This is a genomic window from Flavobacterium croceum DSM 17960, assembly GCF_002917885.1.
GTDB classification, from domain to species: domain Bacteria; phylum Bacteroidota; class Bacteroidia; order Flavobacteriales; family Flavobacteriaceae; genus Flavobacterium; species Flavobacterium croceum.
The window spans coordinates 239,555-253,692 of sequence record NZ_PQNY01000001.1; the positions used below are offsets into that span (position 1 = coordinate 239,555).

The following is a 14,138-nucleotide window of genomic DNA, read 5'->3' on the forward strand; positions in this document are numbered from 1 at the left end:
TTATTCCAATTTTTTATAACAAATTTGCATAATCGTGCCCTTATCAACTTCAGAATGGAGTACTTTTACGGTGCCTTTATGGTAAGACTCTACAATTCTTTTTGTTAAAGATAACCCTAAGCCCCAACCTCTTTTTTTTGTAGTAAAACCTGGTTCAAAAACGCGTTTAAATTGATTTTTTGGAATACCTTTTCCAGTGTCTGAAACATTAATTTTTACTGTATGATGGTCTTCGATAATTTTTACCGATAATTTACCAGCACCTTTCATGGCATCAATAGCATTTTTTATAAGATTTTCTATTGTCCAGCTTTGTAATTCCGGATTTATAAGTGCATATACAGCGTGTTTTGGACTCTCAAAATCAAATTCAATTTGACTTGAAAATCGAGATTTTAAATAATCAAAAGATTGTTTTGTTTCTGCAATTATATCATATTTTTCAAGCAAAGGTTCCGAACCAATTTTTGAAAATCTGTTGGCAATCGTTTGCAATCGTTGTATATCTTTTTCTATTTCGGTAATGATGCCAGCGTCTATTTCTTCGGCTTTCATAATTTCGAGCCATCCAATTAGAGATGATAAAGGGGTTCCTATTTGATGTGCCGTTTCTTTTGCCATTCCTGCCCACAATTTGTTTTGTGTTGCCATTTTATTGCTTGTATAAAAATTATAAACAACAGCGGCAAATAGTATAATGATGAGCAATAGCGCAATAGGGTAGTATTTTAGTTTGTTTAATAAATCGGAATCGCCGTAATACAACAAATAATTTTGATTGTCGCCAGCATGCATTACAATAGGATCGTTTTGACTTTTTAAATGCTCCAACATTACCTTGAGTTTCGCAGGATTTTTCTGTACAGCCTCTTCTACATTTAAGGTATTTATTACCGAGTCTTTATCGGTAACGATAATGGGTATATTGGCCGATTGAATAATTTCTAGAGGTAATGTAATATCGCTATCCAAATCGGCTTTATCTATTGTTTTTGTTGCCGTTGCCCAATGTTGCATTTTAATGCGCTCATCGGTTTTAAATATTTTGAAAAAAGCATAGGTGTTCCATACTATTAAAACCACTATAAAAAAAGAAGTCAAAATAATAATCCATCTAATGATATTTCTTTTTTCGTACAATTGCATTAGTAAAATTTTTCTAATAAAAGTGCAACGGTAACACCCATAACAAACGATGACAATGTTAGTGTAAAATCGCGTTTGTTAAACTTAAACAAGGTTTGCATAATAAAAGCCAAAATAAGCACTGTAACAACAACTACTATTTGTGCAGCTTCTATACCCAAAGCAAATTCTAGCAATTTTGGTAATTTATCGATAGCTTCTCCAGAGAGTATTCCTTTAAAATAGGTAGAAAATCCAAAACCATGAATGAGCCCAAAAAACAAAGTGCTTATCCATATAAATATATCTTGTTTGTTTTTGGTGTTTTTTCCTTGATTTATTAAGTTGAATAATCCAGTAAGCAAAATAGTAGCCAAGATGAGAACTTCAATAATACTGCTTTTTATAATAAGTAAATCAAATACAGCTAAAAGCAACGAAAGGGTATGTCCAAGTGTAAAGAGGCTTACTAGAGTAAGGAGTTTTTTCCAATGTTGAGCCGTATACGGTGCTGTTAAAACAATTAAAAACAAAACATGGTCGTATCCGTGTAAATCCAATACATGATATAATCCTATTTGAAAGAAAACCCAAAATTCACTCATTTTTATTTGGTTTTAAAAGGTAAAAGTATACTAAAAGTGGTGCCTTGATTTAGTTGTGTTACATAATGTATGTCACCCTGCATCAAAGTTATTAAATTGGAAACAATAGACAAGCCTAGTCCAGAACCTTCAATGTTTTTTTGGTTGTGTAGTTTGGTAAAACTATTATAAATATCGTTTTTATTGGTAATTTTCATTCCTATACCAGTATCTTCTACTTCAAATAAAAGTTGTGCGGTGTCTTTTTGTTTTTCTATATTTTTTACCGAAAGTTTCACATAACCTTTACGTGTAAATTTTATACTATTGTCTAATAAATTGATAAGTATTTGTTGAAGCCTTACTTTATCTGTATAAATAAATTGAGGAAGCTGATTTTGTTCAAATTCAACAGTAAATTGCAAACCATTTTGGTTGGATTTTGGTGTAATAATACTTTGAATATGCTTGATAATATCTGATAAATTTTCCCAATTTTCATCTAGAGATATTTTCCCTAATTCTAATTTAGACAAGTCGAGTATATCGTCTATTAAGCCTTTTATTAAAGTATTTGTTTCTTTAAGCAACAATACGGCTTCTCTTTGACTGTTTGTTAATTCTGTTTTTTCCAACATATTTATAAACCAAAGTGAAGCTCCTAGCGGTGTTTTTAAATCATGACCAACATTGGCCATAAATTTATTCTTAAACTCTTTTTCGGCTTGTAGCAGTTTGGTTTTTAATTCTTCTAAATGAAAGTTTAATACCGTTTCGTTTTTTTCTTGAGCTATATGCTGAAAATTTGTGTAATGCTCGGTAAAATCGTAAAGAATAAGTATAGGATTTTCACTTTCGGTATTGGTAAAAAACACATCAACACTTTTTTGAACATTTAAGTGTTCTATATGAATACAATAGAAAATTTGCTCACAATTTTTGAGGCTCAATAAAGATTCTATAGAATAAAAAAACGGATGAAAATCGTAGATTTGACCAACTCCCGAAAGATTAAAAATTCTATTATCAGAATTTAAAATGTTGCCCAGAGTATCAATTTCTATAATTTGGGTTTTATTGAGCAGGTATTTTTCTCTAATTTTTTCAAACATTATCAAGCAATTGTTGGGCTAAATTTTCAAAAACAGAAGATACTTCGTCGCCCGATTTAGCACTAGCAAAATAATCAATTTTTATTTGTAATGAATCAAACAAACGTTTTATTTCTTCGGGCTCAATTAAATCGCTTTTATTGGCTACCGTTAGATATTTTGCTTTTGGATATTGCGTTGTAATAAAGTTAATTTCGCTAGTAATATGTTCATACGTTTGTGGGCGTGTGGGATCTACTACATATATAAACCCAGAAGTGCCAATAAGATAAGAGGCTCTCACTTTTTTTATGTCGTCTTTACCTTCTATATCCCAAATAATAAGAGTAATAGATTTTTGATTAAGTTGGATCTCTTTTTTTACTATATGAACCCCAATGGTAACCATGTAATTATCTGTAAACGTGTTTTGTACATAGCGTCTTACCAAAGAAGATTTGCCTACTCCGAAATGTCCTATTAGAACAATTTTTTTGGAATTATTCATTTGCCAATAATGTCTTTAATTGTAAAGATAATTCTTCTTTAGTTGTGGTTTCTGATATTGGATTTTTTTGAGCAAAATCAAACAATTTGTTTTCTAGTTCATTTTTTACACTAGTATTCAATTCGCCCGAAATAACAACCGCTATATAATACGATGTAAAATTTTGAATATAAATTTCCGAGAGTTCATACTGTATGGACTCAAGGCTTTGTTGCCCGTTTATAAAGGCATCTTCAACAAAACTTTTAATCGCTGTAAGCATACCTGCAATCATGTCTTCATCTATACTTTCGCTATTGGAAGCGCTTGCAATAAGTAGTCCAGATCCTTTTTCTATAACAAATATTTGTTCTAGTTTGGCTTTGTTTATTTCGCTTAAAATAATTTCTTGTTCAGAAACACCACTAAAGAAAGCTTTTATTTTACGTTGCCATTTTTGTATCGAAAAAGTGTCTTGTACTTGACTATTAATTTTTTCTGTAAGCTGATTTATTTCTTGTTGAATATATTTTTTAATCATCTTACCAATAATAGGAAAAAGAGCCTCTACCACTTTATCTTGCGATTTGGTAAGCGCATCGGCTATAGTAGGCCCGAGTTTTGTTGGAATTTCTTCTACAAAAACATCTAGCTTTTTGTCTATAATTGGGTTTACTTTTTCTGAAAGTTTTTCGGGAGTTTGTATCGTTTGATCTAGCGATTCTAATTTATGCAAAATTTTTTGCGCAAAATCTCTGTCCTCATCAAGAAGAAGTTCTTTGAGCCTTTGCAATTTTTCAGAATCATTCATGTAGAATTAGTCTTTCATGATTTTTTCGCCAAGTGAAACCAAAAGTGTTCCCAACAAATTTCGGTCTACTTTTTTATGGTCAAGTTCGGCTGTTTTTTCATTAAATGCCTGTTCTACATCTGTAATACGAATATTCAAATCGGTAGATAGATTATCTATAGTTGTAAGAAGTTCTTTGCGTGTGGCTTCAATAAAATTTTCTAGTTCTTCTTTGCGCTGTTCAACATGTTTTTTTAATGTATCAAACTCGTTATCAATTTGTTGGATATTTTCTCCAAAAATTAAGTTCTTGATAGCCTCAAGGCGTTGAGCCGATTCTAAACTTGTTACCGAAGAAACTTCTTTATCGTTTTGTTGATTTTTAGACATTTTTTAGAAATTTGATAACTACAAAGATACAAAATAACATTTGCAGACACAAAAATCTTCGCAATCTGCACATTTTATTGTTTAGCTTCTTGCATAAATTCTTCGGCTTTGGTAACCATATTGTAACTTCCGCAAAAAAACGGAACTCTTTGATGCAGTTCTGTGGGTTGTATTTCCATAATACGCATATAGCCATCAGAAGCTTTTCCGCCTGCTTGTTCTGCAATAAATGCCATCGGATTACATTCGTATAACAAACGCAATTTTCCTTTGGGCGATTTTGAACTTGTAGGGTAAATATAAATACCACCTTTAATCATATTTCTATGCATATCTGATACCAAACTGCCAATATAGCGAGAAGTATAAGGTCTATCTTGTTCTTCTAGCTGGCAGTATTTAATATAATTTTTTACACCTTGCGGAAAATGCACATAATTTCCTTCGTTTATAGAATAGATTTTCCCATCTTTAGGATATTGCATATTTGGGTGCGATAAATAGAAAGTTCCTATAGCAGGATTTAAAGTAAAACCATTTACGCCATGCCCTGTAGTATATACAAGCATGGTTGAGGTGCCATAAATAACATAGCCAGCCGCTACTTGGTTTATGCCAGGTTGTAAAAAATCTTCTAGAGTAACAGGTGTGCCCAAAGGGGTAACACGGCGGTAAACAGAAAATATAGTTCCAACAGAAACGTTTACATCAATATTTGAAGAGCCGTCTAGCGGATCCATAAGTACTACATATTTGTTATTATGACTATTATCGCTACCGGCCACAGTAATAAAATCATCGTTTTCTTCAGAGGCAATTCCGCAAACAATTTCTCGATTGATAAGTGTTTGGATAAAAATTTCGTTGGCATAAACATCAAGTTTTTGTTGGTCTTCTCCTTGTATGTTTTGATCACCAGCAGCACCAACTATATCTACTAATCCTGCTTTATTTACTTTGTAATTTACTACTTTGGCAGCAAGCCTTATAGAGTTGATAATTCTAGATAATTCTCCCGATGAGTATTGAAATGCAGTTTGATTTTCAATAATAAATTCGCCTAAGGTTTTGTTGCGTTCTTCCATGATTACGAAAACGTTGTAGTTGTGTGCGCAAATATCGATTTTTTTATTGGATTACACCAATATAATGTGGTAAAAATTCTACTCTTTTTTGCTGTGCTAAATTGTATCTTTGTATGTAATTTTAATACTAAAAAAATGAAAGCAAAGTTTTTATATTCTATTTGTGTTGTAGCACTTTTATCGGTTACAAATTCTTTAGCACAAATTAATCTTGGAGATAAAATTTCGGGAGCCGTAGGTAACGGATTAAATTCTCTAATGTTTAGCGATGCTGATGCGGCAAAATTGGCTTCAGAAGGTATAAAAAAACTAGATTCTGCTCATGTTGTAGCAGGCCCAAAAGACGGTTACACACTGCGCTTGAATAGAGTATTTGCAAAACATAGTACAGAAAACGGCTTAAAACTTAATTATAAAGTATACATTACCAAAGAAATAAATGCTTTTGCTTGTGCAGATGGTAGTGTTCGAGTATTTTCTGGGTTGATGGATATTATGGATGATAACCAACTATTGGCAGTTATAGGTCATGAAATAGGTCATGTTGCCAATCACGATTCGCGCGATGCAATGAAAGCTGCCTATAGAAATGCAGCTTTGGCAGATGCAGTAGGTAGTGTAAGCACAAAAGTAGCAAGCATGACCGATGGTCAAATAGGTCAAATTGCCCAAGCCATGTTACAAAGTAAATACAGCCGTAAACAAGAAACAGAAGCCGACACGTTCTCGTATGATTTTATGAAAAAAAATGGGTATGATGTAAATGCTGTAGAATCGGCGTTTACTATTTTGTCGAGTTTGAGTGAAGGACAAAGTAGTGATATTCTTTCTCAAATGATGAGTTCTCACCCAGATTCTAAAGCAAGAGCAGAAGCTGCAAAAAAAAGAGCAGAGTCAGATGGATTATACAAACCATACAAACAAAAAGCATTTTCCAACAAAGCCACTTCAACAAAAGTAACAACACCTAAAAAAGCAACACCCAAAAAGAAAAAATAAACATCATACTTAACTATATATTTACGCATCGATATTATTTCGGTGCGTTTTTTTTGAGAAAACAGTACATAAAATTACTTTTTCTATAGTTCAATGAAGTGTAAAATTTTTTCTGCTAAAAAAGTATCACTACAACTAGTTTTAGATTAAAACACAGTAGAAAAAAGAATAAAAATAGGTGTATTTTGTTACACACAAACATAAAAATTTTCGTTAATTTTACCTCAAAACAAAAAACAGTACCCTTTTTAAGAGTAAAGATTTATAAATAAACAATCTACTATGAAAGCAAACCTATCACCTATAATAGCTGGTACCATGAGTTGGGGTAAGGCAGATAAAAACCTTACCACCCAAGAAATGGCTCATTTAATAAAAATTTGTGCAGAAAACAAAATTACTACGTTTGACCTTGCAGATATTTACGGAAGTTATACCACAGAAGCCGAATTTGGTAAAGGTTTTACAGCTAGTAATGTACAAAGAGACAAAATACAGCTTATATCAAAATGTGGGATTCAGCATACCGAAGGCAGAAACAATAAGGTGAAACATTACGACTATTCTAAAGAATATATTATTTGGAGTGTAGAAAATAGTTTAAAAAACCTTCAAACAGAGTATTTAGATGTTTTACTGTTGCATAGACCAAGTCCGCTTATGGTAGCCGATGAAATTGCAGAAGCAGTAGAAAAATTAAAAAAAGAAGGAAAAATAAAAGATTTTGGTGTCTCTAATTTCACATCGTCTCAAACCGAATTAATTCGTCAAAAAACTGCCGTAAATTTTAACCAAATACAATTTTCTGCAACGCAATACCAAGCCATGACAGACGGAAGTATAGATTATATGCAACAACACCATATTACACCACTTTCATGGAATCCATTGGGAACAGTATTTAGAGAAGACGTAGAACAAACCAGAAGGTTGAAAAAACTTTTGGTTGGATTGGTAGAAAAGTATGGAGTAGGTTCAGACACCATTTTGCTTGCATGGATATTAAAACATCCTGCTAAAATAAAACCTGTTGCAGGAACTGTAAATATTGCTCGTATTCAGGCGCTTATGAAAGCAGTAGATTTACAAATGGATACACAAGATTGGTTTTCTATTTGGACAGAAAGCATGGGGCATAAAGTTCCTTAAAAACATCAAAAATGTAAAGAATTGGGATAAACCTTGTCTCAATTCTTTGCCTTTTAACTGTCTTTTAAAGTCATGATAAACAAGCGTCTACTTATTAAAAACCTACTTGCTCATAATGACGAGAATAGTTTTTATGATAAAAAAAGACAACTCAATCTTCATACTCAAGAAGGTAAAGCCAAATTTTTAAAACATATTTGCGCTTTGTCCAATTCCAACCCGTCCAACAACGCTTATATTGTGGTAGGTGTAGAAGACGGATCAAATGAAATAGTAGGCGACGATTTTTTTGACGATAGTCGCATTCAAAACCTAGTGAATGCTTTTTTAGAAAATCCACCAAAAATACAATACGAAAACATTCCTTTTCCAAATTTGCCAAAAGAAAAAGTAGTAGGTTTGGTTACCATAAAGCCCAATGCCAAAACTTCTTTTTTTAAAAAAGGAATACACACAATTCCTTGTAAAACCACTTTTGTAAGAAGAGGCAGTAATTCTATACCAACCCTCGAAAAAATAGCATTTAATAAGCAAAACATAGAAACGGTAGTAAGTATAGAAAATAATTCTAGAAACAGCATTGCACATACACTCGATAGTGTGATTAATTTTATAAACCATAAACACAAAGACTTAAATTCCGAGTATCGTGTATTTAAAGAATTATTTGTAATCTGTTGGGCAGGAATTCCAAAAACCATCAAAGGAAAAACATATTGGTCTAGAGTAGATATAGAATTGGTAAACGAACAAATAAAATTATTTTATTCTCTACAAGACGAAGTAGAAATTTCTTTTACAGAAAACGCCTTTACTATTACAGAATATGTTCCGCTTGGGCTCAACGATAAAACAAGCTATTACCCGCTAGAGCAACAAAAGCTCTCTTTTTTTGACAACGGATATTACAAACTAGAAACACAAATGTTATTTGAGCCTCCGCAATACAATAAAAAAATATTGTATCATATTTACAACTCTAATGTATCTTTGTTGCACAAAATGGAAAAGAAAAGCGCATTGTCTGTTCATGAAAACAATGATGTAAAAAATATTCCGTACACATTAATGATTTGTTTTTTAAATGATTTTAAAGAAGCAAAACAATTATTAATAAACTACAAGCAGCTATTTAAACAATTTGAAAATCCAGAAGCATATACCAATTTTAAAGAAGTAATGCGCATTTTGAGAAAAATAAAATATGAAAACAAAACCTAATCGAACTTTGGTAATAGGCGATATTCATGGCGGATATAAAGCATTACTCCAAATACTTGATCGAGCTGGTGTTTCAGAAACCGATACCTTAATTTTTTTGGGAGATTATGTAGATGGTTGGAGCCAATCGCCACAAATATTAGATTTTTTAATAGAATTGCAAACCCAACAAAATTGTATTTTTATTAAAGGAAATCATGATGATTTGCTTTTAGATTGGCTTACCAATAATACCCAAAATATTGATGAAACCATGTGGTACAAACACGGTGGTAAGGCTACAGTAGAAGCCTATAAAACAATTTCAGACGAACAAAAATCAAAACATATATTATTTTTACAAAATCTTCGTAATTCATACATAGACAGTCAAAACCGATTGTTTGTTCATGCAGGTTTTACCAATCAAAACGGAATCGATTCTGAATATTTTCCAGCCATGCTTTATTGGGATAGAACCCTTTGGGAAACGGCTTTATCTTTAAACCCTGCATTAGAAAAAAACAATACTTTATATCCAAAACGATTGCTTTTGTATACTGAAATTTACATTGGGCATACACCTACTACAAAAATAAATAAAGACACACCTGTAAATGCTGCTAATGTTTGGAATATAGATACAGGAGCAGGTTTTTGGGGAAAACTAACAGCATTAGACATCGATACCAAACAATTTTGGCAAAGCGATAGTTTGCCCAGCTTGTACCCAAACGAAAATGGACGAAATTAGTACTAGAATTCTTATATTTGCACAAACTAAAAAATAACGAAATGAAAAAAATTGTATTTTTAACAATGCTATTAGCAGGCACTTTTGCACACGCACAAGCATTTAAAGGAAAAGGAGACATAAAAGGACAAGTTGGACTTAATGTACAAGACGGAGGAACAGGAATTACTGCTACAGCCGATTTTGGTTTAGGAGAAAACTTATCGTACGGATTTACAGCTACTTATTTATTAAATGCTGATAGAATTTATGATATAAAACCAGGCTTTGATGATAGAGCAGACCTTAAAGCGCGAATTAATGCAAACATAGGAAATGTGCTTAAAATAGACCCAAAACTAGATGTATACCCAGGTCTTAATTTAGGATTAAGAAATTTTGGAGCTCATCTAGGAGCACGCTATTTCTTTACAGATGGATTTGGTCTTTTTGCAGAAGGAGGAGTACCATTAGCAAAATATAAAACAGACCCAGTTGGTTTCGATTATTACAACAACCAGTTTACGTTTGTAATAGGAGCCAGCTTCAATTTATAATAAACAAATGACAATTACAGAAAAAAAACTTCACGAACGAAGCGGTTCAATTTGCGAAATAAGTGGATCGACAGATAATTTGGTTGTATATACCGTAGCTCCAAAAACAACAGAAAGTTTAGAGAACAGTATATTAATTTCAAAAAATCTTTTAGATCAAATAAACAATCCCGAAACCACCAATGCAAATGATTGGAGAGGTCTAAGCGAAAGCATGTGGAGCGAACATTTACCCGTACAAATTGTATCTTGGCGAATGCTTGCCCGACTTAAAAATCACGATTTGCTAGACATGATGTACCTCGATGAAGAAGCATTAGAATGGGCAAAAGCAACAGGAGAGGCCGACGATGACGAAGGTAAAATAATACATAAAGATTGTAATGGAAACATTCTTCAAGACGGAGATTCGGTTGTCCTTATTAAAGATTTAGATGTAAAAGGAGCCAATTTTACAGCCAAAAGAGGTGCTCCTGTGCACAACATTAAATTGGTTTGGGATAATGCCGAGCAAATAGAAGGGCGTGTAGAAGGACAACACATTGTTATTCTTACACAATATGTAAAGAAAACAAAATAATACATACCACACATACATAGTAAAAGCGAGAAACCACCATTCTCGCTTTTATTATTTTGATAAATGATTTTTAAAGTTCAATTTATTGGTTAAATTTACAAACCATTCTTAACAGTCATTCAAATATGATAAACAGAAAAGTAAACACAGTACAAGAAGCCTTACAAGGTATAGAAAACGGTATGACCATTATGCTTGGTGGTTTTGGTTTGTGCGGAATTCCCGAAAATAGTATTGCAGAATTAGTAAATAAAAATGTAACCAATTTAACTTGTATTTCAAACAACGCAGGTGTAGACGATTTTGGTTTGGGTTTGTTATTACAAAAAAAACAAATTAAAAAAATGATTTCATCTTATGTAGGTGAAAATGCCGAATTTGAACGCCAAATGCTTTCAGGTGAATTAGAAGTAGAACTTACTCCACAAGGTACATTAGCCGAAAAATGTAGAGCGGCACAAGCAGGTATTCCTGCGTTTTTTACGCCCGCAGGTTATGGAACAGAGGTTGCAGAAGGGAAAGAAGTTCGTGAGTTTAATGGAAAAATGCACATTTTGGAACACGCCTACAAGGCCGATTTTTCTATAGTAAAAGCATGGAAAGGCGACGAAGCAGGAAATCTTATTTTTAAAGGAACAGCTCGTAATTTTAATGCTCCAATGGCAGGCGCAGCAAAAATAACTATTGCTGAGGTAGAAGAATTAGTACCAGCAGGAACATTAGATCCCAACGAAATTCATATACCAGGTATTATGATAAATCGAATTTTTCAAGGAGAGAAATTTGAAAAACGAATTGAGCAAAGAACTGTTCGTCAAAAATAATTAGACAATGTGCCAATGAGACAATTGGCACATTGACACATTATCACATAGACTAATTAAATTGGAACATCGACACATGAACTAATTGACAAATTATTAAAAAAATGGCTTTAGATAAAAATCAAATAGCAAAACGCATTGCACAAGAAGTAAAAGATGGTTACTATGTAAACCTTGGTATTGGTATTCCTACTTTGGTAGCCAATTTTGTACGCAATGATATATCGGTTGAATTTCAAAGTGAAAATGGAGTTTTGGGCATGGGGCCTTTTCCGTTTGAAGGCGAAGAAGATGCCGATATTATTAATGCAGGTAAACAAACGATAACCACATTACCTGGCGCAAGTTTTTTTGATTCGGCTTTTAGTTTCGGAATGATTCGTAGCCAAAAAGTAGATTTAACCATTTTGGGTGCTATGGAAGTTTCTGAAAATGGAGATATCGCCAATTGGAAAATTCCAGGAAAAATGGTAAAAGGTATGGGCGGCGCTATGGATTTAGTAGCATCGGCAGAAAACATTATTGTTGCCATGATGCACGTGAATAAAGCAGGAGAATCAAAAATCTTAAAAAAATGTACCTTGCCTTTAACAGGGGTGGGTTGTGTGAAAAAAGTAGTTACCGAATTAGCAGTTTTAGATATTACTCCACAAGGATTTAAATTATTGGAAAGAGCACCAGGTGTTTCTGTGGAAGATATTATAAAAGCTACAGAAGCCAACTTAATTGTTGAAGGAGAAATTCCAGAAATGGATATAAATTAGTCAATGGGGCAATTAGTCAATGTGCCAATAATATATTGAGGCAATTTGCCATAAACTAATTAGTAAATTTGCTAATGAAAAAAAATCGACACATTGACACATTCTCTCATTCACACATTAAATAAATATATAAGCCACGATAACGTTTCAAGACAAGTACAAAAACAATATAATTCTTTTAAAATCATTTGAATTTGCTAAAAAAGTAGTTCAATACACAGAAAAATTAGAAGAAGACAGAAAGTATGTAATTGCCAATCAACTATTAAAATCAGGAACTTCAATAGGAGCAAATATTAAAGAAGCTCAAAATTCTGAAAGCAAAGCAGATTTTATTCATAAAATGAAAATTGCAATCAAAGAAGCTGATGAAACCGAATTTTGGTTATTCCTCTGTAATGAGTTGGAAAATTATCCAAATACAGAAGAATTATTATCTGAAGTTTTTGATATATTGAAAATTACAAACAAAATCATTTCAACCACTAAAAAAATAAGTCAATGAGGCAATTAGCCAATATATCAACGAGTAAATGAAGGAATTGCCACATTGGCTAATTGCCTCATTGACTAATTGAATAGGGACATTGACACATTTTCAAATTGACGCATTACTATGTTTTCAAAAATAATTTTAAAAAAAGGTAAAGAAAAGTCTATTCAGCGCAAGCATCCATGGGTTTTTAGTGGAGCGGTTTATGGTGTAACGCAAGAGTTGAATGATGGCGAATTGGTAGATGTAGTAGACAGCAACAATCAGCATTTAGGTACAGGATATTTTAGTGATAAAGGCAGTATTGTAGTTCGATTATTAACATTTGCAAACGAAACTTTTTCAGATAATTTTTGGAATGAAAAACTACAATCGGCTTGGGCATTACGTTTAAAATTAGTAGATATTGAAACAACCAATGCTTTTCGTGTTATACATGGTGAAGGTGACGGTATTCCAGGATTAATTATTGATTATTACAATAAAAATTGGGTAATTCAGGCTCATTCGTCTGGTATATTCTATCAAATAGAGCGTATTGCAGAAGCTATTCAAGCAAATTTCTCAGAGTTTTGCGAAACCATTTATTGCAAAAGTTCGGGGACATTACCCAATACAGGAACCGATTATTTTTTATTTGGAACCAATTCAGAAACCATAGCAAAAGAAAACAATATAGTATTTGCTGTAAATTGGGTTGAAGGTCAAAAAACAGGTTTCTTTTTAGACCAAAGAGACAATCGTAAATTGTTAAGCACCTTTTCCAAAGGCAAAAAAGTATTAAATACATTTTGCTATACAGGTGGTTTTTCTATTTATGCTATGAGCGCTGGTGCAGAGTTGGTAACATCTGTAGATATTTCTCAAAAAGCAGTTGATTTAGCCTCAAAAAATATGGAATTGAATTTTCCAAAATCCAATCATACAGCAGTAGCCGATGATGTTTTTAACTTTATGAAAGAGAATCATCAAGTTTACGATGTAATAGTACTCGATCCGCCCGCTTTTGCTAAAAGTATAAAAAGTAAACACACGGCAACACAAGCCTACAAACGCTTAAATATTGCAGGGTTAAAAGCTTTAGCACCCAAAGGGATTTTGTTTACATTTTCGTGTTCGCAAGTTATAGACGATGTTTTGTTTTACAACACTGTAGCCGCAGCAGCCATAGAAACAGGGCGAAATATTAGAGTACTACATAAGCTAACACAAGGCCCAGATCATCCTACCAATATTTACCACCCAGAAGGGCATTATTTGAAAGGATTGGTGTTGTATGTGGAATAA

At 32.8% G+C, this 14,138-nt stretch carries 17 protein-coding genes; 10 read left to right on the forward strand and 7 right to left on the reverse strand.

Annotated features, from left to right (window positions below; all coding sequences use genetic code 11):
- The 7 genes from Q361_RS01185 to fbp form a co-directional block, all read right to left on the reverse strand.
- Window positions 1-1,146, reverse strand: coding sequence for a sensor histidine kinase (locus tag Q361_RS01185; RefSeq protein WP_103724875.1), 1,146 nt, complete (start codon window positions 1,144-1,146; stop codon window positions 1-3).
- On the reverse strand, window positions 1,146-1,730 hold the full coding sequence (locus Q361_RS01190) for a HupE/UreJ family protein (protein WP_103724876.1): 585 nt from the start codon (window positions 1,728-1,730) through the stop codon (window positions 1,146-1,148). Before Q361_RS01190 ends, Q361_RS01185 begins: the two co-directional genes overlap by 1 nt.
- Before the next feature lie 2 nt (window positions 1,731-1,732).
- A complete protein-coding gene (locus tag Q361_RS01195) occupies window positions 1,733-2,821 on the reverse strand; it encodes a sensor histidine kinase (protein ID WP_103724877.1) in 1,089 nt (362 codons plus the stop codon).
- A complete protein-coding gene (locus Q361_RS01200; protein ID WP_103724878.1) occupies window positions 2,814-3,308 on the reverse strand; it encodes a Rab family GTPase in 495 nt (164 codons plus the stop codon). The genes Q361_RS01195 and Q361_RS01200 overlap by 8 nt, the downstream gene beginning before the upstream one ends.
- Window positions 3,301-4,098, reverse strand: coding sequence for a cell envelope biogenesis protein OmpA (locus Q361_RS01205; RefSeq protein ID WP_103724879.1), 798 nt, complete (start codon window positions 4,096-4,098; stop codon window positions 3,301-3,303). Before Q361_RS01205 ends, Q361_RS01200 begins: the two co-directional genes overlap by 8 nt.
- Window positions 4,099-4,104: 6 nt before the next feature.
- On the reverse strand, window positions 4,105-4,467 hold the full coding sequence (locus tag Q361_RS01210; RefSeq protein ID WP_103724880.1) for a fructose 1,6-bisphosphatase: 363 nt from the start codon (window positions 4,465-4,467) through the stop codon (window positions 4,105-4,107).
- 74 nt (window positions 4,468-4,541) lie between these two features.
- The gene (fbp, locus tag Q361_RS01215) at window positions 4,542-5,552 is read right to left on the reverse strand and encodes a class 1 fructose-bisphosphatase (protein ID WP_103724881.1); all 1,011 of its coding nucleotides are present in this window, start codon (window positions 5,550-5,552) and stop codon (window positions 4,542-4,544) included.
- 135 nt (window positions 5,553-5,687) lie between these two features.
- On the opposite strand from fbp, the gene Q361_RS01220 reads away from it, so the two are divergent.
- The 10 genes from Q361_RS01220 to Q361_RS01265 all read left to right on the forward strand — a co-directional run bounded on the left by Q361_RS01220 (window position 5,688) and on the right by Q361_RS01265 (window position 14,138).
- Window positions 5,688-6,551 (forward strand): M48 family metalloprotease, encoded by an 864-nt coding sequence (locus tag Q361_RS01220; protein WP_103724882.1) that lies wholly within the window; start codon window positions 5,688-5,690, stop codon window positions 6,549-6,551.
- A 282-nt stretch (window positions 6,552-6,833) separates the two neighbouring features.
- The gene (locus Q361_RS01225; protein ID WP_103724883.1) at window positions 6,834-7,700 is read left to right on the forward strand and encodes an aldo/keto reductase; all 867 of its coding nucleotides are present in this window, start codon (window positions 6,834-6,836) and stop codon (window positions 7,698-7,700) included.
- A gap of 72 nt (window positions 7,701-7,772) precedes the next feature.
- Entirely contained in the window at window positions 7,773-8,921 is a 1,149-nt protein-coding gene (locus Q361_RS01230) for an ATP-binding protein (protein WP_103724884.1), read from the forward strand.
- Window positions 8,905-9,654: a metallophosphoesterase family protein gene (locus tag Q361_RS01235; RefSeq protein WP_103724885.1), complete on the forward strand. Its 750-nt coding sequence runs from the start codon at window positions 8,905-8,907 to the stop codon at window positions 9,652-9,654. Before Q361_RS01230 ends, Q361_RS01235 begins: the two co-directional genes overlap by 17 nt.
- A 41-nt stretch (window positions 9,655-9,695) precedes the next feature.
- Window positions 9,696-10,190, forward strand: a complete 495-nt coding sequence (locus Q361_RS01240; protein WP_103724886.1) for a DUF6646 family protein — start codon at window positions 9,696-9,698, stop codon at window positions 10,188-10,190.
- Between the two features lie 7 nt (window positions 10,191-10,197).
- Window positions 10,198-10,770, forward strand: coding sequence for a PhnA domain-containing protein (locus Q361_RS01245; RefSeq protein WP_103724887.1), 573 nt, complete (start codon window positions 10,198-10,200; stop codon window positions 10,768-10,770).
- Between the two features lie 125 nt (window positions 10,771-10,895).
- The gene (locus Q361_RS01250; RefSeq protein ID WP_103724888.1) at window positions 10,896-11,594 is read left to right on the forward strand and encodes a CoA transferase subunit A; all 699 of its coding nucleotides are present in this window, start codon (window positions 10,896-10,898) and stop codon (window positions 11,592-11,594) included.
- A gap of 104 nt (window positions 11,595-11,698) precedes the next feature.
- Window positions 11,699-12,358, forward strand: a complete 660-nt coding sequence (locus Q361_RS01255) for a CoA transferase subunit B (RefSeq protein ID WP_103724889.1) — start codon at window positions 11,699-11,701, stop codon at window positions 12,356-12,358.
- A gap of 172 nt (window positions 12,359-12,530) precedes the next feature.
- Window positions 12,531-12,863 carry a four helix bundle protein gene (locus Q361_RS01260; RefSeq protein ID WP_317047124.1) on the forward strand — a complete coding sequence of 111 codons (333 nt, stop codon included), beginning with the start codon at window positions 12,531-12,533 and terminating at the stop codon, window positions 12,861-12,863.
- A gap of 111 nt (window positions 12,864-12,974) precedes the next feature.
- Complete coding sequence (locus Q361_RS01265; protein ID WP_103724891.1) at window positions 12,975-14,138, forward strand: class I SAM-dependent rRNA methyltransferase; 1,164 nt, start codon at window positions 12,975-12,977, stop codon at window positions 14,136-14,138.

Coding starts and splice junctions, on each gene's coding strand:
- Q361_RS01255 (WP_103724889.1), top strand. CDS start 11,699: ATGGCTTTAGATAAAAATCAAATAGCAAAACGCATTGCACAAGAAGTA.
- Q361_RS01250 (WP_103724888.1), top strand. CDS start 10,896: ATGATAAACAGAAAAGTAAACACAGTACAAGAAGCCTTACAAGGTATA.
- Q361_RS01265 (WP_103724891.1), top strand. CDS start 12,975: ATGTTTTCAAAAATAATTTTAAAAAAAGGTAAAGAAAAGTCTATTCAG.
- Q361_RS01190 (WP_103724876.1), bottom strand. CDS start 1,730: ATGAGTGAATTTTGGGTTTTCTTTCAAATAGGATTATATCATGTATTG.
- Q361_RS01240 (WP_103724886.1), top strand. CDS start 9,696: ATGAAAAAAATTGTATTTTTAACAATGCTATTAGCAGGCACTTTTGCA.
- Q361_RS01185 (WP_103724875.1), bottom strand. CDS start 1,146: ATGCAATTGTACGAAAAAAGAAATATCATTAGATGGATTATTATTTTG.
- Q361_RS01205 (WP_103724879.1), bottom strand. CDS start 4,098: ATGAATGATTCTGAAAAATTGCAAAGGCTCAAAGAACTTCTTCTTGAT.
- Q361_RS01210 (WP_103724880.1), bottom strand. CDS start 4,467: ATGTCTAAAAATCAACAAAACGATAAAGAAGTTTCTTCGGTAACAAGT.
- Q361_RS01235 (WP_103724885.1), top strand. CDS start 8,905: ATGAAAACAAAACCTAATCGAACTTTGGTAATAGGCGATATTCATGGC.
- Q361_RS01245 (WP_103724887.1), top strand. CDS start 10,198: ATGACAATTACAGAAAAAAAACTTCACGAACGAAGCGGTTCAATTTGC.
- Q361_RS01220 (WP_103724882.1), top strand. CDS start 5,688: ATGAAAGCAAAGTTTTTATATTCTATTTGTGTTGTAGCACTTTTATCG.
- Q361_RS01195 (WP_103724877.1), bottom strand. CDS start 2,821: ATGTTTGAAAAAATTAGAGAAAAATACCTGCTCAATAAAACCCAAATT.
- Q361_RS01230 (WP_103724884.1), top strand. CDS start 7,773: ATGATAAACAAGCGTCTACTTATTAAAAACCTACTTGCTCATAATGAC.
- fbp (WP_103724881.1), bottom strand. CDS start 5,552: ATGGAAGAACGCAACAAAACCTTAGGCGAATTTATTATTGAAAATCAA.
- Q361_RS01200 (WP_103724878.1), bottom strand. CDS start 3,308: ATGAATAATTCCAAAAAAATTGTTCTAATAGGACATTTCGGAGTAGGC.
- Q361_RS01225 (WP_103724883.1), top strand. CDS start 6,834: ATGAAAGCAAACCTATCACCTATAATAGCTGGTACCATGAGTTGGGGT.